10 protein-coding genes and 1 pseudogene are annotated in these 21,905 nt (G+C 58.9%); 3 read left to right on the top strand and 8 right to left on the bottom strand.

What is annotated here, in order from left to right:
• Window positions 1–368: pseudogene (locus LQR33_RS19270) on the bottom strand (biotin/lipoyl-binding protein); the annotation flags it as partial.
• A gap of 84 nt (window positions 369–452) precedes the next feature.
• Between LQR33_RS19270 and LQR33_RS19265 the strand changes: the two are divergent.
• Window positions 453–1,217, top strand: a complete 765-nt coding sequence (locus tag LQR33_RS19265; RefSeq protein ID WP_166439372.1) for a response regulator — start codon at window positions 453–455, stop codon at window positions 1,215–1,217.
• On the top strand, window positions 1,214–1,702 hold the full coding sequence (locus tag LQR33_RS19260) for a HAMP domain-containing protein (RefSeq protein ID WP_231470128.1): 489 nt from the start codon (window positions 1,214–1,216) through the stop codon (window positions 1,700–1,702). Before LQR33_RS19265 ends, LQR33_RS19260 begins: the two co-directional genes overlap by 4 nt.
• 197 nt (window positions 1,703–1,899) lie before the next feature.
• Here LQR33_RS19260 and LQR33_RS19255 read toward each other — a convergent pair whose 3' ends face one another.
• From LQR33_RS19255 to LQR33_RS19230, 6 genes are all read right to left on the bottom strand, one after another.
• Window positions 1,900–4,002, bottom strand: coding sequence for a UvrD-helicase domain-containing protein (locus tag LQR33_RS19255; protein ID WP_231470127.1), 2,103 nt, complete (start codon window positions 4,000–4,002; stop codon window positions 1,900–1,902).
• The gene (locus LQR33_RS19250; RefSeq protein ID WP_231470126.1) at window positions 3,999–10,319 is read right to left on the bottom strand and encodes a DEAD/DEAH box helicase; all 6,321 of its coding nucleotides are present in this window, start codon (window positions 10,317–10,319) and stop codon (window positions 3,999–4,001) included. The genes LQR33_RS19255 and LQR33_RS19250 overlap by 4 nt, the downstream gene beginning before the upstream one ends.
• A gap of 38 nt (window positions 10,320–10,357) precedes the next feature.
• A complete protein-coding gene (locus LQR33_RS19245) occupies window positions 10,358–11,461 on the bottom strand; it encodes a serine/threonine protein kinase (RefSeq protein ID WP_231470125.1) in 1,104 nt (367 codons plus the stop codon).
• The gene (locus tag LQR33_RS19240) at window positions 11,454–16,355 is read right to left on the bottom strand and encodes an Eco57I restriction-modification methylase domain-containing protein (RefSeq protein ID WP_231470123.1); all 4,902 of its coding nucleotides are present in this window, start codon (window positions 16,353–16,355) and stop codon (window positions 11,454–11,456) included. Before LQR33_RS19240 ends, LQR33_RS19245 begins: the two co-directional genes overlap by 8 nt.
• 17 nt (window positions 16,356–16,372) lie before the next feature.
• Window positions 16,373–19,237, bottom strand: coding sequence for a DEAD/DEAH box helicase (locus tag LQR33_RS19235; protein WP_231470121.1), 2,865 nt, complete (start codon window positions 19,235–19,237; stop codon window positions 16,373–16,375).
• A 173-nt stretch (window positions 19,238–19,410) separates the two neighbouring features.
• Complete coding sequence (locus LQR33_RS19230; RefSeq protein WP_231470119.1) at window positions 19,411–20,190, bottom strand: WYL domain-containing protein; 780 nt, start codon at window positions 20,188–20,190, stop codon at window positions 19,411–19,413.
• Window positions 20,191–20,471: 281 nt separating this feature from the next.
• Between LQR33_RS19230 and LQR33_RS19225 the strand changes: the two genes are divergently transcribed.
• Complete coding sequence (locus LQR33_RS19225) at window positions 20,472–21,404, top strand: IS5 family transposase (protein ID WP_231470117.1); 933 nt, start codon at window positions 20,472–20,474, stop codon at window positions 21,402–21,404.
• A 32-nt stretch (window positions 21,405–21,436) separates the two neighbouring features.
• Here LQR33_RS19225 and LQR33_RS19220 read toward each other — a convergent pair whose 3' ends face one another.
• Complete coding sequence (locus LQR33_RS19220) at window positions 21,437–21,904, bottom strand: tyrosine-type recombinase/integrase (RefSeq protein ID WP_231470116.1); 468 nt, start codon at window positions 21,902–21,904, stop codon at window positions 21,437–21,439.
• Between the last annotated feature and the right edge of the window lies 1 nt (window position 21,905).

The following is a 21,905-nucleotide window of genomic DNA, read 5'->3' as shown; positions in this document are numbered from 1 at the left end:
GTTTGCGCGCGGGCGCGCGCCAGCGCGGCCTCGGCCCGCTGCAAGGCCGCCGCTGCGGTATCGACGTCCGCCTTGAGCGGGGCCGGGTTGATCTGGAACAGCGGCTGGCCGGCCTTGACCTCGCTGCCTTGCTCGAACAGCCGGCGCAGCACGATGCCGCCGACCTGCGGGCGGATTTCCGCGACGCGCACCGCGGCCACGCGGCCGGGCAGATCGTCGCTCAATTGCAGCGGGGCGGGGGCCAGCGTGGCGGCAGCCACCGGAATCGCCGCCGGGGCGTCTTGCGGCGCGGGCTGGGTGCAGCCGGCCAGTATCGAAACGGCCAGCGCGCAGGCGCCGCCGTAGCGGCAGGCTTGCAGGTAATTCATGGGGACTCCATCGGGTTTAAACTCGGGACGGCGGCAGTGTGCCTGCGCAGGATGGGGATTGCCGTGTGGTAGCATGGAGATTCGATGGAGATGCGCAATGAACGCGAAACCGGCAGCATGATCGACACAATCCGACCCGCGGCCCAGGCGGCGCAAGCCCTGGTGCTGATAGCCGAAGACGAACCCGAAATCGCCGAGATCCTGGCGGCCTATCTGGCGCGCGGCGGTCTGCGCAGCGCGCACGCCGCCGACGGCAGGAAGGCGCTGGAGATGCATCTGGCGCTGAAGCCGGACTTGGTGCTGCTGGACGTGCAGATGCCGCATGTCGACGGCTGGCAGGCGCTGGCCGAGATCCGCCATCGCGGCGACACTCCGGTGATCATGCTGACGGCGCTGGACCAGGACATCGACAAGCTGATGGGCTTGCGCATCGGCGCCGACGATTACGTGGTCAAGCCGTTCAACCCGGCGGAGGTAGTGGCGCGCGCGCAGGCGGTGCTGCGCCGCTCCATGGCCGCTCCGCGCCAGGCGGAGCAGCGCGTGCTGCGCGCCGACCCGTTCGAGATAGATCTGGAGCAGCACGAGGCCGCCGTGCTGGTGGGCCAGCGGCGCCACGCGCTGAGCCTGACGTTGACCGAGTTCAAGCTGCTGGCGCAGCTGGCGCGCGCGCCCAGGCGGGTGTTCTCCCGCGCCGAGCTGCTGGCCGCCTGCCTGCCGGAAGGCGACACGCTGGAGCGCACGGTGGACAGCCATATCAGCAAGCTGCGCAAGAAGCTGGAAGAGCGGGGCGTAGAGGGGATGCCGGCCGGCGTCCGCGGCGTGGGCTACAGATTGTGGAGCGGCGAATGAGGCTGGAGGGGCTGAGCCGCCAGATAGCGCTGTCGATGGCGACAATGGCTTTCTGCGTGACCGTGCTGGTGGTGGTGACCGGCTTCAATTTCTACTACGTGGCGATGACCTATTGGCCGGTGCAGTTCGACGCGCCGGGCTTGAAGATGACCGCGCCGGAGTGGGTGTGGCTGATTTCCAGCACCGTGGCGGGCCTGGCGCTGTCGGTGGTGATGGGCCTGCGCCTGGCGCGCCGCATCCTGGTGCCGCTCAACTCCGTGGCGGCGGGCATACGCCGCGTCGCACAGGGCGATCTGGACGCGCGGGCGGCGGCCGGCGACCGCTCCTTGCGCGAGGCCGCCGCGCTGGCCGACGATTTCAACGCGCTGGCGGACCAGCTGCAGCGCATGACCAAGGAGCAGGCGTTCTGGAACGCCGCCATCGCCCACGAGCTGCGCACGCCGGTCACAGTGCTGCGCGGCCGGCTGCAGGGGATATATGGGTGAAATTTTTTTCAATCGAGAAAGTTATCCGAATAGCACTTCGCCATCTAATGGCAATTACAGGTACTTTCAAAATGACAATAAACTTATTTCATAAATTACTTATGTCAAAATGGCTGAATGTCATTGCGGCCATAACCTACTCATATTGGTTTGACAGGCAAGGTACGATATCAGTCGCCAGTTCTAAACCCGCCCGGCTAGGCAACGTTGGCAACACGGTTCAACACAAAAAGATGCTGTTTTGCCCTGGTAGCCGCCACATGCAACAAGCAGCGCTCTGCCACCTCTGTTTCCTCCGCAACACCAGCATCCTCATCGCGGCTGTGAAGTGCCGCATAGGCCTCGACTCCTTTGTAAGCCGCAATAACCACCACATTGAATTCCAGGCCTTTAATCCGATGCATGGTTGAAAGCCGTACACCAGCAGCAGCTTCATCATCAGCCGTATTGGTGTCCAACTTGTGAACGGCAACATTAGCCTGTCTCAGCACAGTTGCTATCGCATCCAGATCATCATTAGTTCTGGCAGTCACGCACACTTGGCGAGCATCGATACCATCTGCAGCAAGCTCTTTGAGGATAGCGCCAACGTGTACCGCATCCTCTTGTATGGAGGTGCTATGCAATACATCAGGCAAATCGCCATGTGTTAGCGATTTGTAACCACGCAAGGAGTCCTGGTTACCGTCAAGATCGTCAATGTCGCATCCTTCCAACTGGGCGCACGCCCAGCGGCGAATTTCATCTGTAGTCCGATAGTTCACCTTCAGGCTTTTGCTACGGCCTCGTACCTCAATACCGGTACGGCTCAAAACTACCTTGTGCCGATAGATACGCTGGTGCGCATCACCGACAATGAAAAGATCATTCTCTGCCGGCGGTACCGCAATACGGATAAGCTCAAAGGCGGCGCTACTAATGTCCTGGGCCTCATCGACAACCATAGCGCGGATGCCGAGCGACTCAGCAGAGCCTGCCAACAATTGTGCCGCCTCGCGGAAAGCCTCTTCAGGCTCTTTGTACTGGGCAGCCTGTAGCTGGGCACGATACTCGGCAAAAACTGGCCAGATTGCCTTGCGCAGCTGCCGGCTCAGCTGGCCACCACGCCCGATACGACTGGCTCGCATATAGTCTTCGGCCGTCTCACAACCTTGTGGCAATACCACGCGCTCAAATTCAGCACGCAAAAATGTCGGAGACAGATCCACGCTGCCAGAAAGTGCCGACATCGCTGCGTTCCAGTACTGCCGTCGCTCTGATTCGCTATACAGCAAATTACTTTTGTAGCCAAAGCGGCGAAGCAAGCCAGAAGCCCATTGGTCCAGGTTGACAACCTGGATTTTTTCCAACTCCTGCGGGCTGCAAAGCAAGGCAAGGTGCTGCCGGATATCTTCGGCAAGCGTCTTGGTAAATGTGGTGAACACCACTGGCCGCCCGGGAATATCCGCGTATTGTTTTGCCAGCCTTGCGGCACGATGCATCGCAACAACCGTTTTACCTGTCCCCGCCCCACCCGTTACTTTTACCGGACCACTCCAGTCACGCTCGACCAGCTTACGTTGACTGCGGTGCAAAAACACTCGCCACCGCTCAAGTGGGGCGCCAAGCAGTGCCTCAAGGTCGCTGTCATCCGTCAGCACGACAAAATGTCGGCGCGACACATCTCGATCCAAGGCCGCGCTAAAGTCATGCGGGTCGATAGGCTCCTGCTGAGCCTCCATTTCCAGAAGAACCTGCTCCAGCGAGTCACCGGCCGCGAACAAAAACAAGGCTTCGTAGGCCTCATCTGGCAAGCGAGATTGCAAGGAATCCAGCTCTGCGTCATTGGCCACCGCACGTACCAATGGCAGCATCTCATCAGGCACGCCCAAGCGCCTAATCTCGCGATCTTTCAGCCCGGCAAACAAGCCAGCCGGTTGGTCAACTGCAACCGCCACATTGTTGGCTGCAGCGGCCTCTTCCACCGAAAAAATCTGAATGCTGCCTACTTCAGGGTGAATGGCAACTTTATGTCGCCTTGCCCATTGATAAGCGTCGTCATGCTGGTCCACCCACAGCAAGCAATACACATTGCCCACATCCGGTTTCAACACAATGCCACGGATATTGTCGTTTACTCGTACCGACCGCATGTTGGGGTCAGCTGCATCATGGATTCGCTCGTAATTGATACCCGTGGCCAAAGGATTTTGCCTAAACTTGGCAACAAAATTCAGCACCGCTTGCTGGTGCGAGCGCGGCACCGCGGCAAATGACTTCAGAAAGTCATCTGATATGGCGATTTTTGGGGTCAAGCTCATGCGTTCAACTCCGTCATTAGTCCAATCAGCTGATCGACATCAAAACCATCATTTAGCACAAATATATGCCAGCCATACTGCTTAAAGACTGCCACTTGGTCATCATTGTCAGGTAACAGTACTGCTACCTTGTGCAGTGGCCAAGCCAACTCAGCCTCTGCCATGACGCGTCCCTTGTCGTTGAGCAAGGCAAAACCATCTTCTGGTAGTGGTAGCCGTGCCGCCATCGTAACCAAAAATGGCTGGAGAATGGCATCGCACACCTCTGCCACACCCGTCCACTCAGCAGGCAAGTCAGCCTCTTTCATGTGCAAGGCTGGGCAGGCGTGCATGCTGTCCACACCTACCATGGCATCATTCCCTATCCAAAGGTGCCTTAAGGGCAGCAACAGATTCAGACATTGCCACAGCTGTTGCCACCGCTGCAGGCACTCAATATCCGAACCGATCTGATCCTTCCACTGCACGACAAGCACTGGCTCGTGCAAAGGCTTTGACCCACCTTGTAGAATATGCCCTAAGCTTGGGGCATCCAGGCCGATGGCCATACCGCAAGAGCCCCATAGTAAACGCATGCTCCACTTGTACTGCCGCGTATCGGGCAGCAAGGCCAGATCGACCAAGCGCCGCCACCAGTCTCCTACCTTCAATGCAGCCAACTGCGTTGCATCCCCTTCTGGCTTCATTAGGCCAATGCCCAGTACGCAGGCATGCTTGCGCATAGCCTGATGGTCGCAGGCATATAAACGGTAATGCAGCTGCTGAAATACCGGCATAGCCTTGAGGGCAGACAGATGCTCTATGCCCTGTACATTAAATAGCTTGGCCAATCCTGCTGCGGCTTGTTCATGAATCAAAGCTGGCCAGGGCGAAGGCGTTGCTGGCAGCTTACCCTGCAGCGCTTCTTCCAAATCGTCCCAGGTCAAGGTCCAAACCGAAAACTTGCCACTCTTGGCAATCGCCATGCGTTTTGCCAGATCTTGGGTGATGATATCCTTGTGGTACTGCCATCCATCCAGAAACACCGCAATTGGCTTGTCATCACTAGTGTCATCTGGCCAGAACACAAAGTCTGGCTTACTGGCTAGCACCACCCCATCTTGCGGCCCAAGGTTTACCTGTAGTTCGAGGCACCAGCGACGACCATTGGCTTTCACCAGATAACCCGGTTTGCCACGGAAAAGTAATTCGGACAATTCGAATTTGGTACCGCCATGCGAACGCCGCAGCGCTTCAATAAAACGCTGCTCCAGCACGCTATCCAGCAAAGCATTACTGGTCGATAGGGTGGACAAATTGCCTACCGGCTTGAGCGCCGCCTTATGCTGCAAGGCCTGGCCCAGCAGCTTTTGTGCTGCCCGGCGCGAAATAGCGTGGCGGTCGCTACTGTTGTGATATCGATAGACACAACGATGGCAACCATCAGCTTCGTCATCCTGGTTGCAAGGACAAGCATCCAGAGACTGCAAGGCCAGAGACATCACCTCAAACAAGGGCTCCGGGTCTCGCATCAGCTCTTTCAGATAACCCGTCCCCCCTGGCACGCTGTCGTAAATCACCAGATAAGCCCGTGGCTGATCAGACCCTGCCGCCATGCGTACATCCAGCGCAATGCGCAAGTGAGCCACCGCCCCCCTGAAGCGTTTGGTCAGACCCAGTTCCAGCGCAGCCACAAAGCTCAGCAACGCGCCTTTGGTATCGGTAAAGCCCACTTCCGGCAGGAAGATGCGAATACCCTCGCTTGTAAACTCTCGGTACAAAAACACACACTGCTGCGTATTCGCTTCGGCATCCTTGCGACGGCTGCACCAAGCCGCATGGTTACGGTACTGCTCGTCCGCTTTGCGCCGGCGCTGAATCGTGCCGCACTCCGGGCAAATCGTGAAACCCGGCCGGTTTAGCTCTTCGCCCGCAACCACCATGGGGTTTGGCTCTGGCGTCTGCTCGCCAAAGTTCACCTCGCGGAATGTCACTTTGTCGAGAAACTCGAAACCAAACGGAAACGACGGCTGGTCTACGGCAAATGCTTGCCGTACCGCCTCGGGGGCTGAGTCCACCAAGGCCTGGCGCACATAAAACCCGCGCTGACGCTCGTCACTGTCGTCTGCAATGCGGCTGTCTCGGTCCAGCGTGCGGGCAAAAACCGTTGTCAGCCTCAACATCTCGTGCACGCGCCCACTATCGCGCCACAAGGTATCGCCGCAACGCGGGCAGTTCTGATGATGATCGCCCGACGACAGCGGCTCGGTGTACGCGCACTGGCGGCAGAAACGCCAGGCCTCTGGCTTGATCTTGGACACATCCACCTGGCTCACCATCACCCGGCGCCCCTCAGCGTAGAACGTGTTATTAGGCGCTAGCTCAGTAATGGCCGCAGCACCCGGCCGCTCATACTCAAAAGTCAGCGGGTCTGGCCGCTCGGTACTCGGCTTGGCATCTCGCACGATGATGGAGCGCAGCAACACCCCCTGTTCCGGGAAGGCATAGTTGGGCAACAAGCCTTCGTCCGTCAGCACATTCAGCGTGGCCTTGCCCTCAATGGCGCCGACCAAGCGCGCCAAGGCGATTCGTTCCTGTTGCAGTTGCACCAGTTCTTCCTGCTGCTCCTCACCCAACACTTCCAGCGCCTGAAGCTTTTCGGCCTCCTTCACGGTGCGGTCGCGCTGGCGCTTGATTTCAGTTACATCATTAGCAATACCACTCAAACGATGCACCAGCTTCCAAGGCAAAGATCCTTCTTCTCCGATACCGCCATCAATGAAGGTACTGAGCCACTGCACGGTTTCTGGTGTGAGAGGGGTAAAAGCACCGGTATTGAACAGCGCGACAAAGCGACTCAGCAGGCTTTCGCGGTTTTGATCGATGAAGCTCAACCAGGGGTAAGGGAAGCGGCTAAGGTTCTGCTTTTCAATTGCCGCAAATACCGCGCGTACCTCTGCCGGAATCTGTGCCGCTTGGCCGGTTTCCCGTACCCAGCAGTCCAGCGTAAAAGCAGTAAGCTGGCGCTCCAATACTGCAGAGGCATTTAGAAACACGCCAGGTGCCTGCACACTGCCGGCAATCATGGCTTTGGGGTCTTGCCAGAAGTACAGGTCGTGCGGCTTGCTGGTGGCCATCGTCATCAGCAAGGTATTACCGGTACTACGGCCGGCCCGGCCGGCCCGCTGAATATAATTAGCCTGCTGCGGCGGCACCGAGCACAACAAGGTGCACGACAAATCGCCGATGTCGATACCCATCTCCAGCGTCGGCGTAGCGGACAGCACATTAATGGCACCAGGTTGGCCGCTGTCCGATTTGAAGTTGCGCTCGACCCGCTCTCGGGTTTCGCGTGGTAACAAACCGGTATGCTCGTGCGCCACCACTCGCTGGATATCGGCGTTCAAGTACAACTTGCGATAGTAGTCACCTAATGGCTCGGCTGCCGCCAACTGCCCACGACAATCCAACCGGCGGCAAGGTTGGCCGGCCAACGAATCATCGTGCGCGGCAAACACTGCGCTGTGGCAATTGGCGCACTGCCAATGGCTTACCCCTGGCAGCACTCTGAAGGCTTTAGGCTGCAAACCCCATACACTCACCTCTTCGGTGGTGTCACCATCCAGCTCTACTGCAAGCTTGGCCTCTACCAGCGCTCTTAACGCCAGACGGTACAAGGGGATAATCAGGGCATCCGCCCCCAGCGCCACGCTGTGCAATGCCGCAAAGGCCTTGAATGCCCAGGCGCGGAATAACTTTTCACCCGCAACACTCAGCGATTGCTTGTATGCCACCAGCGACAAAAAGCGCGGCGAGCGCGGACTCGTCAGTAGCTTGTACTGGAACGGTGTTCTCTTGTACGGCCACGGGGTAGAGCCCACCTTGGCGTAAAAATCCAGCCCCGCATCTTGCCAGGCACCGGCGCGGATCATGGTTTCAATCAGGCCACTCAAAAACACCTTCACTTCGGCGGCAGTTACCCCTGCTAGCGGGTCGATCTCTTGCGACACACGCGGCAACAGCCAATTGACCGCGCTCTCCAGCGCTTGCGGGTCGGGCTGAACGCTGGCGGTACCGGTTACCACCAGGGAGCGGCCGATTCGTGCATCCTGGCCAAACTCGGCATTAATCAGCCACGGCATGATTTGCGATATCAGCTTGGGCAGCTCGCTGTCGGCAGGCAGCGCGCCCTCGACCATCAGCGTTTCGTAATCGCGTAACCAGTGCAGAACCGGTGGCAGGAAATTTGCCAGGTAATGGCCATCGCCCAGCTGGGTGCGCCAACGTTGCTCGAAAGCCTGTGGCAAGTCGGCCAGGCTAAGCGGCAGGCCGGTTTGCGCTGCATCAACAATCACCTGCGCCAACGCGGGGCGCAGGTTGAGGCGCCAGGTTCGTGCCGCCAGGAAACCGGCACGGTGCGCGGCATCCTGCACCGAGTCCGAAAACGCAATCAGCTTCTTGTCGGGGTTAAAGCGTGACGCAAACATCTGCGCCACCATCACAGCTGCCAGGCTGGCCGCTTGCGAGCCCACAATACTCAGCGTCTTGAGGCCGCCGCAGTATGGACAATCGTGATGCGAGCGCGTGTACTTGGCGCCGTTCTTAGTGCTCTCGCGCAGGTTGGCAGTAATTTCCACCGGCAGCAGCCCCTCGTGCTGACAATGGCTGCAGCTGGTATGGCTAGCCTGGTGCAAGGTGCCGCATCCCGGGCACACCTGCTTGCGCTCAAAAACGCGTAGGTCCGGGTTTTCGCTCGGCGGAAAAATAAACCGCGTCGACACGTCTTCGGCAAAGAACGCGCTATAAAAGCCCTGCAGATCACGAGATAGTTGATTGGGGCTGGTTTTGTGCACCGTGCTGCCCCAGCCGGTAGCGTGGCAGTCGCGGCAGTGGATAACCGGCAGATAAACGTGCTCTTTTTCAGCAGGGCCCAAATCGTCATGGAACATCAGCGCCGGCTGTAAAGACAGCGGAGCCACCATGCGCCGCAGCTCGCGCAGCCAGATTTCTACCTTTACTTGCAAAAAGAAGTCCTGATGCCCCGGCTTGCGGGCGTAAGCAATCAGCGACAACAGACTGGAAAGCCACAACAAGGGATAGCACTCATCGTCAAAGGCCGGCAAGCGGCGCGGCAGCAAGGCCAGCAGGTCTTCCAGCACAACTGATTTGCTACCAAGCCGGTCCAGATCGCGCAGCAGGTTCTGAAAAGCAAAGTGGCTCCTCAAGGCCACGCCCAGCGCTTCCCGCCAGGCTTTTTCCCTCACTTCTGCCGCGGTCACCGTGCGGCCAAACCACAGGGCAAACTGGGCCGCGATATAGCTGGCGATATCACCATACTGCGCCGGGTCCAGCGCAGCCACGCTGGCCGGCTGCGGGGTTTGCATGTATTCGATCACGGCATCGGCCAGGTAGTCGCCTACCGAAACGCGGTCTTCGGCAATCACCGCCTCTTCATCCATCGCCTCGCCAAAGATATCGCCGGCAAAGCGCAACAAATCTCCCACCCCATCGTCGCCCAGGGTTGCCGACGTGCCCACGCACACCAGCTGTCCCGGCGGGGTATCCAGGCGGCCTTTCAGACGGCGCACCAGACAAGCCAAATCGGTGCCCTGTGCCCCATCAAAGGTATGCAGCTCGTCCACCACCAGATAACGCAAGGTATCCGGCTGCTGATACGCCCACAGCGGGGTATCGGCCGCGCGTACCAGCAGGAAGTCCAGCATCTTGTAGTTGGTCAGCAAGATATCCGGCGGATTGGTCCGCAGCTCGTCACGGTCGGTAATCACCGTCACGCTGCCATCGGGTAGCGTGGTCACCGCCTGCGACGTCACCTCTGGCGTTTCACCCACATACAAGCCCGCCCGCACCCCGGCCAGTGCACCCGCCTTCAGTATCTCCTTCGCAACCCGGGTGGCCTGATCGCCTGCCAACGCGTTCATCGGGTACAAAATAACGGCCTTGATGCCACGCTTGCCTGCTGCATGCTGCAGTCGGCAATGCTCCAGAATCGGGTACAGAAAGCACTCGGTCTTGCCAGAGCCGGTGCCGGTGGCCACCAGCGTAGAACGCGCATCGTCACCCGCCAGGCGGCGGAAGGCCTTGGCCTGGTGGGCGTGCGGAATAAACCCGGCCGGTAGCCACGCAAAAGCCGGTGCCTCGCCCGCCTGCTGCCGGAAAGGCAGCGGAATGCTCAGGTACGGCCCCTTGAACACATTGTCACGCTGCTCAAGAAAGCGTTCGACTACCCCGGCAAAACCGGGGCTGCTGGCGGGAAAGGCGGCGCGCAGAAAGTCGGCAATACCCTGGGTAACTTGTTGGGCGACGATGAGAGGTTGCATGTCACAAACCTGTTCTTTGAAATCGACAGATAGCAGACTCAGCGGACGAAGTAACGATAACTACTACCGTCACGAACCAGCAGGCCTTGCGCGTACATATCGGCAATCATTACTTTCAGAAACTCGATGCGGCCAACTGTCTGGTTCTTCCAACCGAAATAAGCTGCCATATAGGGGAAAGCAGCGCTGGCCAACTCATCTTTCTTCATTGCCCCGAGCAGATGGTGATGAATACTGCGCAGCAGCAGCAAATTGGCCTCATTGAGCTCAAATAGCTTCTCATCCAGCCAGGCCAGCAGGCTGCGTGCCGTGATAGCCAGCTGTGTTGCCGCCCGGGCACATTGGCGCGCCAGTTCAATCGCCAAGTTGTCGATAAACGCACTACCGGAGCTCGCAGCAGTTACAAATGTCGTGATGCGCGTCTTGTGCTCCATCGTGTGGTGAGTTGGCAAGGTGCCGCTCAGCATTTCCAGAAAGGTCAGCCCGAGTGAATACAAATCATGGCCGGGCCGGCAATCCTGCTTGTACGGGTAGTCATAGGCGGGTGTGCCGGCGTTGTTATACCCACCGCGCTGCGTACTGATGCCCATATCGATGATTTTCACCATGTCTTGGTGCGCAGGCATACGGAAAACCGTATTCGGGCGTTTTTTGGGCTGACACAGAAAAAACAGGTTGGCTGGTTTGATGTCGGCATGCACATACCGCCCTTCACGGCTATAGGGGCGGCCGTGAATCGCTGCCAGTCCGCGCAGTGCGTCGTACATCACCTCAAGACAGTCAAAGTAATGCTGCAGATCGTGTTCACGATAACGGTGAGTCTCTATCCAGCTGGACAGCGTGCGCCACGATGAGTGAAGTAGCTCCATGGAGTACGCATGCCAGCCGTTCTCACCGCGAAAATAGTCATAAATGCGAACAGTCTGCCCTTCAATGTCACGGCACAACAGTATCTCGGAGCTTAGGTCGGTCTGACTAATTTTCAACGCTACTTCACGGTCCAGCCAGCGGTCGTAAGCCAGCCATACAGCGCCAAAACCACTGGGCTCACCGATTTGCTCTTCCAGATCAAAACGCAGGTTAATTTGCGGAAAAAGATTGTGTATCTCGATCACATCCAGCTTTCTTGCTGCATTACCCATTGTCTTGCTCCTTGGCAAAGTGCGCCCACGCCACGCGGTAGTCGGCTTCGCGGTCGGCCAGGGTGAAGGGGGCGACGTACTGGATGGTGCGTTCTACCGGGCCGCTGGGCTGGGTGTCGTCGATAGTCGGGCGTTGGATGACAGTGCCGTCCGGCACTTTCGGCTGCAGCGTGCCGTCGTCGGCGCGCTTGGGCATGATGTCTTCCCAGCCCAAGCGACGGATATCGCTGCCGGTGTCAGAAAAGATCAGCTTGCAGGCGGCGTCTTTCTTGCCGGACTTTCGCGGCAGGCCTACACCCACCAGGCCCTTGCTGGCGGTAAAGACAATACGGCCACGGGCGTCGTACCAGGTGTCGCGCTCGTACTGGCGCATCACCGGGAACTGCACGCGGTAGATGGTGAGCAGCTCGTCAAGCGTTAGCCCCAGCGCCTGTGCGGCCAACACGTCGATTTCCACCAGCGCCTGGCGGCGGGCGTAGTCGCTGCGTAGCGCACAACTACGCTGCCACTCAGGCGTCAGCTTGGTGAAGAAGTCTTGCGGCAAGCGCGGGTCGGGATTGGACCATTGGTCATCGCAGAATGCGTCATCCCAACTTGCCTCCCATAGCTCCCCGTAACTACTAGTCAGTGCATTAAGCGAAAGCGTCCTAACAAGAAGTGCACTAGCCAGACCAGCCATTTCTGGCATCACCATTGTTTCGGCTAATGAATTACGGAAGTCACCTTTACCTGAGCTCTTGATAAAAAAATCGAAGGGTACAGAAGCCCATAAGCCGGCAAGCTGGGGAATAACTGTTTGATCTTTGCTCGCTACTGAGAAAACACCGTCGATGTGGCAAACACCTTTTGGCGCAATGGCCGATAGCAAAGTGCGCTCCCCTGAAATGCTCAGGCCACGACGAGAAATAGTACGGTAATACGCCGTCACCGGTTTGGCCTCTTTCTCCCCCGCCTCTACCCAGCTCACTCGCGGGGTGCGTGCCAGGTAGACGTCGGTAGCGCATTCACGCTGGTAGTTGCTACGCGGCAGATAGTCGTTGGGCAAGGCTTCGAGGTCGAGCTGGTCGTAGGCTTTGTTCGTGTCACAAACAGCGCGAGGGGTTTTATTCAGCGGGTTGCCAACATAGAAATGCGGCCCGGACAACACAAAGTCGGCGGGGCTATCGACAAAGCCGGTACCGCGGCGGATAGTCCCATCTCTTTGTGCGTAGGTTTCATCAAAACAAACAGTCGTGTAGTAATCACCCTGCAAGTCCCCCAAGCGACGCGGCACCTTGGCAAACTTTTCTAGCACCGACACCAATTCGCGGCTATGCACTGCCGGCAAACGCGCCTGAACCCAGGGGGCGCCCGGTTCGTCGTAGAGCTGTGCAAAGGTGGCAAGCATGGCGGCATCAACCTCGATCAACCGGCTAGCATGACCAGCGAGTTCCCATTTTCCTTGATCTGTTTTCATGCTAGGCACTTGCCCACCACCAGCGTGCTCAAGGCTCCTCTTAAGGGTGATGGGATCAAGTAAACTAGCCGCGGTGATGAACTTTGGCTGAGCCTTGCGTTGGCCATAAACGTTAATACTGTAACGTGTATGATTATCCACTTCAGCAAACAACAAACGCTCATTGGCAAATTGATAATGAGCAGCAAGCCTAGGGTATAGCTCTGCACGCAAGCCCCCCCCTTTCGGATCGTCATACACGCCCTCAGGGTGCAGCAAAGCCTGTACCCCCGCCCCCACACGCCACACCAGCGGCAGGAAGCATTTGTACAGATTGCTTTGCTGGCCTTTCAGCAATGGATAGTTCTGCCATGCATTCAAGAACTGCCCCATGCCTTCGCACGCCACGCACTCAGCCAGATAATCAGCGCGTGCGGCCAACTGTGCGGCAAATACGGCGTCGCGCTGGTCGGCAGTCTGCTTGGCCGACAGCTTGCGGATGGCAAAACGCGGGTCGAAGTCGGACAGCAGCGACTGCTCGCTCCACTCTACCTTGATCCACGGCGGGTTACCCAGGATGACATCAAAACCGCCGCGCGCCTTGAACAGGTCGGCAAACTCCAGCTCCCAGTGCATGAAACGCTGTTGTTGTGCCACCATGTTGGCCACTTGCAGCTGCGGCAGCGCCGCCATCAGCGCGGCCAGGTCGACGTGGCCGTGGCGGTCGCGCTCCGGGGTGAAGTCCAGCCCTTGCTGTGGCAGGGTTTCGACAAACAGATCGGTAGCCGGTTGGCTGGCCAGGCTGGCACTGCCCAGCAGCACTGTCTCTAGCACAAACCACCAGTGCTCGCGGCTGGGCAGCTCGGCAGCCTGGTCCAGCGGCCAGAACCATAGCGCGCACCAGAAATCCATTACCAGCTTCAGGCGGCGGTAGGGGCTGGCGTTTTTTTGCGCTTCGCTGAGCATTTCGCGCTGGAAGATGGCGTCTTTCTGCGCGGTGCTGGTGGGCGCATGGTTGGCCGCAGGGTCTGGCCATACGTGCAGCTGGTCGCTGGTGCCCGCACGCACGCGGGCCAGCTCGGCCGCATGCTGCTGCCACAGCTGCTCTACCGCTGCGGCCAGCGTTTGCACGCGGGTTACTTCGTCGCGGCTGAGCGGGGCGCAGAAGGTTTTGCGCCAAAGCTTGAAATCATCAACGGCTTTTGGCTCCAGCGCCTTCACCACCTTGTCGCAGACCATGCCCATGCCTTCGGCCGGCAGCAGGAAGTGGAAAATATCAGTACTGGCAGGGGTGTCAACCAGCTTGAGTGCGCGCGGCACCGCGCAGCGCCAGTCGCGTTCCGGCTGGCCACCATCGCCCTTGCCCGGCGATAGCTGGGCGGTGCTGAACACATCGCGACGGGCACCCACCAACGAGTTGCCGCTGTACAGCTGCAGGCCAAACCACGGCACGTGGCTGCCCTTGAAGATGGCGTTCAGCCACAGCGAGACCTCGGCCAACTCTACCGCCACCGGGTTCAAGTCCACGCCAAACACATTGCTGTCGGCAATGTACATTTTGACGCGCTGCTTTTCTTCGGCGTACTGCTCGTGCGGAATGCTCTGCCTCAGCTCTTTCTGCTTGGCTTGCAGATAGGCTTCGGCCAGCTGGTTGACGGCTTCGTTCAAGAACGCGGCGCTGCCCATGGCCGGTTCGCACACGGTGAGCTGCAGGATCTCGTCCGCCGATTTGCCGGGCAGGATTTCTTTCAGCGCGTGCTCGACCAGGCACTGGGTGAGCACTTCTGGCGTGTAGTAGCTGGCGGATTTTTCGCGGGCGCGGCCGGCCAGGCGGTAGATAAAGGTGCCCTTGGGATAGCGGCGCGGCTCGCCGCCAAATAGCCGCTCGGCGTCGGTGTAGAGGTGGATCTGGCTGGCCGGTACAAAGTAGGCGGCGTCCAGCGGGTCTAGCACGGCGTCTTTTTTCTTGTCGGCGGCACTGGGAGCGTCCAGGCCGGCGTCGTCGATATCGTCGGCGTCTTCGTCGCCGTCAGCGCTAGCAGCTTTCTTGCCTTTGGGGTCGGGACGGACTTCGTACAGTTCTTCTTCGGCAAAAAAGCCGCGGAACGACAGCAGCGCCTCGTATACCGCGCCCAGCTGGTTAATGCCGAGCGTGGCATAACTGATACGGCCACGGCGATTGCCCTTGCCGCTGCGCGACAGCGACATCAACTCGATAACGCGCTGCAGTACGCGGTTGCGCAGGCGTACGCTGCCCAGCAGCTTGGTCTGTGCCGGGTCGAACAAATGGCCTTGCAGCGGGGCAATGGCAAAGCCGGTTTCCAGCACGGCATCGGCTTGCAGGTCGATCTGGCCAGCGTGGGCATCGCGGCGCGGGTAACCTTGCCAGATCAGGTCGAACAGCTGCTTGAGGCTGTCGTGGAAGTAGAAGCCGTCTTGCGCCTCGGGCGTGGTCAGCGGTGTGCGTTCCAGCTCGCGCAGGTGCTCTACGCTATAGCCCTTGAGATAGGCCGGGGCATTGATGGGGGCGTAGCCCAGCTCTGGCCGGGCTTCGATATAGAGCAGGAACAGCAGGCGGTACATATAGCGCAGGCATTCGCGGCTAAGTTGCTCCGCCAGGTCGGTATCGTTGCGGTCGAACACCTTTTCTTTGGCCACTTCGCGCTTGTAGCGAATGGCTTCGTTGCCGATCAGCTCGATACACTCGCGCAGGGCGTATTTGAGGTCGGTAGACACTTCAAAGGCGTGCTTGTGCGAGCTGTCGTCCAGGGTGTCCAGTAGGGCTGCACCGCCTTCGGCGGGCAGCACTGAGGCGGCGCCTGCCAGCGCGGCAAAAGCCCGCAGCGCGCGGTCGTCGCGCGGGCCGAATAGCTCGGGCAGGTTAAAGCGCAGCAGGGCCTTGCGGCTCCATTTGCTGCGTTCGATCAGCAGCCATTCGTCGTGGTGTACCAGCAGCACCCAGCGCGGCGGGTGGTCGTCGGCAAACAGCCGGCGGCTGATGATTTCTTCCCAGTCTTCGCTACCGTGCTTGCCAGGCTGGCTCGGGCACAGCTGCAGCGGGCCGGCTTCGTCGTCGGCCGGATCGGCCACGGCGGCGGCGATCACCAGCAACGGTTGCTGACGAGCGTCGCGGTAGACTGCCAGCACAGGTAGTTCGCCTTCTACCAGCGGCAGGTCTTGCGGCGAAAGGCCATAACCGATGGCTTCCAGCAGCGGCTGCACCAGGTCGATGAACAATGCCTGGCGTTCGCTGCGTTTTTTTTCTGCCAGAAAGCGGTCGCGGGCGCGGAAGTAGCTATTGGTACCCGAAGCGGAGCGTACTTTGGCCAGCGGGCTGTTGTTGCCCTGCTCTTTCCATTTGTCGAACAGCGGCTTGAGGTCGCGCTCCAGGATGTCGTCCAGGTAGTGCTGACTGTAAAACTCGTTGGCGTTATCCAGGCCGGGAATGGCAAAACTCATGTGGCGGTTTCCTTACTTCAGGCCATCAAGGCCGCAACAATGGTGAATTGGGCGCGGTCATCCAGCTGCAGGGTGTCGCGTGTCCATTGCTGGTAGTTCTGGAACAGGTCGGCGGTGTCGTGTTCTTTTTGCTTGCGACGCGCGGCATTCACCTGCTCGATACCGCTGCTGAAATCCAGCGCCAGCTGCTGCAAGTGTTTGTCTTGCAGGGTGCGCAGCTTGGCCAGCTCGCTATCGAGGCGCTGCTGGCAGTCGGTATCAAACGCCTGTTTGATGGGACGCAGATGGGCTTCTGCCGCGGCGATCACCTGGGGCAAGGCTTGCTGCAGGGTGCGGGTGTCGGGTGCCTGGCCATCGTTGGCCAGTTGCGCGTCGGCCAGCCCGGTGCGCTGCAGTACCTCGGGCAAGGGCAAAACGCCGGCTACGTAGCCACGCGCGTCTACCTGCACCGCCACCCACTCGGCCAGCATGGCCTGGCCGCGACGGTTGGGCACTTGCGCCAGCACCAGTACCAGCGATTCGCCGGCTTGCAGGCCTTTCGACACACGCATGACCGGAGCGGACATGCGGCGGAACTGGGACATCAGCTTGTAATCCAGCCATTGCGATACCGGGTGCAGCGGCCACAGGTATTGCACTTGCGGCCAACTATTGGTATCTCGTGCTTCGGCGATGGCGCGGTTGATGATGGCCTTGTCGGCACTGAGGGCGAACTGGTTGTCGTGTGGGCGCATTTCGTCTGCCAGCTCGCGCTCCAATCGCTGCGCCAGGTCGCTACCGGGCTGGAAGCTGAGCGTGCGGCGGGCGTCGTCGTAGTCCAGCGACGGGAACTCCTTGGGCGCCTGGCTGGCCAGCAAACACAGGGCGTCGCGCAGGTAGCGGTAGTGGTCGCTAAACAAGGTGGGCAGCTCGCTGGTGGCCGCGGCAGGCGTGGGCAAAGTGGTAACGGCCGAGGCCGGTGCTTCGTCAACGGTGCTGGACCAAAGCAACTCGAAGGGATCGACGTCGTCTTGCGCCAGCAGCGCGGTAAATTCATCAGCCGTGCGCTTGCCCTCGATGGCGGCGGCCACCTCGGCCACTTCCAGTTCCTCGTCGTACAGGCCCATGAAGGCTGACGGGTCGCCAATATTGCGGGCGGCCTGCTCGTCTTTGTCGATGAGGATTTCCAGATAGCGCAGGTCGCCACGGATGCGTTCGTTGTCCGGCAACGTAAGCAAGTAGCCGATCATCGGCGTTTTGGTCTGGCCGTAGCGGTCGACCCTGCCGTTACGCTGCTGGAACACCATCAACGACCACGAGATGTCGAAGTGGACCAGGCGGTGCGACTGGTAGTGCAGGTTTAAACCTTCCGATGCCACATCGGACGCAATCAGCAAGCGCAGGGGCGAATGGGTTTTGCCGAAGTTTTCTACCGTCTGCTGGATTTCTACATCGGGTAGCTGGCCGTGCAGAATGGCGACTGAATCTGCCGCCAGGCCAAGCGCTTTGGGCAGCTCAGTTTGCAGGAATTTTAGCGTCTCGATACGCTCGGTAAACAACACCAAACGGTCGCTGGGGTCGGCACCAGTCCAGCACCACTTTGCCCCTTGCTTGAGTTGCCGTATCAGATGCTGGAACTTGCTGAATTTCTCTGGCGTGATGGCGGCAACCAATTGCTCCAACTCGCGCAGCGCCGGCAGATCGTCATGCGCGGGGTCTTTTTTCTCAACCCGTCGCATGCGCTCGCGTAGAGTTTGCAAGCAAGCGGCTGGCGACGAGAACAGCGCCTTTTCGAGCGTGGTTCGGAACAGCATTGCTCCTTCGCGCTGAGTTCCGCCATCGCTGGCCAGACGCAAACGGGCCAGGACTTCGAAGGCCGCGTTTTCCGCCGAGCTGGCCTGGGTTTCCAGCCGGTAGACTTCGCGCTCCGGGAAGTCTTGCTGCATCTGGTCGCGCACGTCTTTCTTGAAGCGACGCACAAACAGGTGGCCCACATCGTCACGGGTGTAGTCAACACGCTCACCCGCCGGCAATACGGTGGGGTCCAGCATGCGCATCAGGCTGGCAAAGCTCTCTTTTTTACCGTTATGCGGTGTGGCGGTTAGCAGAATCAGTGCGTCCGAGCGTTGGGCAAGGAGCTCGGCCAAACGGTTACTTTGCGTGCGGTTGCCTTTGTAAGAGACGTTATGCGCCTCGTCGATAATGATGAGGTCCCACCACGCTTCTTGCAGATAGTGACGGTATTCGCTGTCCCGCTTGAGGGTGTCGACCGAAATGATGGTACGGTCGTAGTAGTTGAAGGGATTGTGGTTGGTAGGAATATCGCGACGGATGCGCTGAATACCTGCCGAGTCCAGCCGAGTAAGCGGGATGGTGAAACGACTCCAGAATTCTTGCTGGAACTGGCGCATCATGCTCTTGGTGGTGACCACCAGGATACGCCGGGCTTTACCACGCCTTGCCAGCTCTGCAGTAAGAATGCCGGCTTCCAGCGTTTTACCCAAACCTACCGTATCCGCAATCAGCAAACGCGGGCGCAGCTGCTGCAGTACTTGCTGCGCAGGCTGCAACTGGAAAGGCATGGTATCCATCACCGCATGCTGCCCCATCACTACAGCATCATTGCGAATGGCAGCCTGACGTAGCCGCGCCTCTACATATAGCCGAGAAGCCATAAAGGTGGGCGACGCGTCGAACACCAGGTCGGTTTTAGCCGGGTCAATAATGGTGACCTGCTCCAGCCCGGTAAGAAACAAAGCAGTGCGGTTCCTGACTGTTTCAGATACCCCAATGCAGCTAAGCTGCCAGCCTCCCAGGCTGCACATATCGGCTTTCTGAACGATCCACTCTTCATCGCGAATCAAAACACGTGCGCCAGGCGCAGGGGCTTGTCTCAGTTGCATTCACTTTCCCTTACTACTGCTGTTGTTGCGTGCTGCTTTGCAGGCAGCACGTGACTGTTCTTCTGACACTGGCTAGCCGCCCTCTGCATTCCTTTTGAGGCGGCGACTGCATGGCTCTGTACATAGTGCTCTTGCCCATCATCACTGCACTGTGACCTTGCCTTGTTTGGCATCTACTCTTCCTCGTAGCCAGGTGCCATTGCCATGCTCTGAGCTCCCTGGATAGACTGACTATTCTTTAGCCAAAGCCTACATGCCGGATCATCCATACTGGCATTGGCAGAGCAATCGACAAACCAGCGCCGCAGCAAATAGCCGGCATTGGCTGCACGCACCGTAAGCAACAGCATGCCGTCGCGCATGTCGTAATCCAGCGTGGCGATGGTGGGGTCGGGTAATTTGGGGTGTGGCACCAGTTGCAGGGTGATGGTGTGCTGCCATTGCTGATCGCACTCAGCTTGTTGCTGTGGATCGGGGGCCTCATTTTGCACCTCAACGGCCAACATGCGGGTAAGCACTAGGTCGATAAAGCGCTGCCGCAACTGGTCGTAAGCGCGTACGTGCCAGCGCAGGCCGCTATCTACCAATGCATGTGGCGCAATCACCCGTTCCTGCTCGCCGCTGTAGGCAGAGTGGTAGCGCACTTTCAACAAGCGCCGCAGACGTATCGCCCTGCTGACTGCAGCCAAGATGGTCAGTGATGGACGGTTGAGCAGCGCGGGATAGTCGCACGACAACAGAGCCCCACCCACGCTTTCTATGCTGTAGGGATCGCCCTGCATCAGCGCGGCCATTACCTGCTCTAGGCGATGCTCAAACAGTGGATGAAAGCCGGGTGCAAGCAAATAGGCTTTGGTGGACGGGTCTAGCTCCAGGTTGGCCGCAGCCAACTGGCGGTACAGTGCAATATCTCGCGTTACCACTGCCGGCGCACAGTCAAAGCGCGCCATCATGTCAGCTCGACGCACCTCACCCAGAAAGTAAAGGCAAAATTCCAAGTAGCTCAGGCGCTGGCGCTGATTGTGGGTAAGTTGACTCAAGGAGTCGGGCGAAAGTGGCATAATTGGGTAAGCGCGTTGCTTCAATGCAACGGCATTTTGCCATGGCGCGCCCAGTATGTCATCTTTTCGATCATGTCATTCCATTGAACTAATTCACTCAATCGGTTTTTAAGTACCATAGACAGGCGCTGTTGCACAAATCCTTCTCCACCGCAGCTTGGTAGGATAGTGGCATGACCAAGCCCGCTCCAAAACGCTATCGAACGACCAACTGGAACGCCTACAACCAAGCCCTGATCCAACGTGGCTCTCTGTCCGTTTGGCTGGACACGAGCATGTCATGGCAGGCCGCTCCTCGTGGCAAACGCGGACGGGCGCAGACCTATAGCGATGTGGCTATTCAGTTCTGTTTGACTATCAAGAACCTGTTTGGACTGCCTTTGCGGCAGACCATCGGTTTCATCCAAAGTCTGCTCAAGCTGGCCGGCTTAGGCTGGGGCGCCCCCGACTACAGCACGTTGTCCAGACGGCAGCAGACGCTGCAGGTCAGAATTCCCTATCAGAAAAGTTCAGGCGCGCTGCATCTGCTGGTGGATAGCACCGGCATCAAGATGCTGGGCGAAGGTGAGTGGAAAACCAAGAAGCATGGCGCGGAATATCGCCGGCAGTGGCGCAAGGTGCATCTGGGCATCGATGCGGAAACCCTGCAGATCCGCGCCATCGAGGTGACAGATAACCGCCAGGGCGATGCGCAAATGCTGCCTTCGCTCTTGGCACAAATCCCCGCAGATGAGCCGATAGCCTGTGTGAGCGGCGATGGGGTTTTCGATACCAAGGCATGCCACGAGGCGATTGCCGCGCGGGGCGCGATCGGGTGCATTCCGACCCGCAAGAATGCGAAACCATGGAAAGGAAACTCGCTGGGTGTGCTGGCTCGCAACGAGATCCTGCGGGCGACCAAACGACTAGGCCGGGCGATCTGGAAGCGTTGGAGCGGCTACCATCGCCGCAGCCTGGTGGAAACCAAGATGCATTGCTTCAAACGGTTGGGTGAAAGGGTGACGGCCCGTCGCTTCGATAGCCAAGTGGCAGAGCTGCAAGTACGCGCTGCCATCTTGAACCGTTTCAGCATGCTGGGCCGTCCATACACGGTGGCGGTGGCATAAGTCCGCTTGGGAAAAGGGGAAACTCGCCCTGTTCAGGATTTATGCAACAGCGCCCCGATAAAGGGAAAGATGTGCGTTGCCATCGCTGACATGACCCGTACCGAGTGAGCAGCGCTCCATTCATGGCTTTCTCTGGCATGCCATTCTTTGGCGATGGCTTCGAAGTTGTTTGCCGCAGCAACTTGGGCGGTCAGCTTGTCTTCTTGCCGCTTGGCACTTGGGTCGATGCCTTCCGAGAGGAGGCGACGCGCTTCGTCGCGTTTGAGTCGGGCCTCTTTCAGAGAGACTTCAGGATATACGCCGAGAGCGAGGAGCTTCTCTTTTCCGAGAAAGCGGTACTTGAGGCGCCAATATTTGGATCCGTTGGGCATGACCCATAGGGTGAGTCCTTGGGCATCCGTGAGCTTGGCTGGCTTACAACGGGCTGTGGTGGAAGTGATTGGATGAAAAAAAGCCGCAAACCCTTGTGGGATGCGGCTTTTTTGTAACGCTTTGGACAAT

Origin of the sequence: Chromobacterium piscinae, from assembly GCF_021129175.1 — a bacterium.
Classification (GTDB): domain Bacteria; phylum Pseudomonadota; class Gammaproteobacteria; order Burkholderiales; family Chromobacteriaceae; genus Chromobacterium; species Chromobacterium piscinae.
This window is presented reverse-complemented; position numbering and strand designations above follow the sequence as displayed.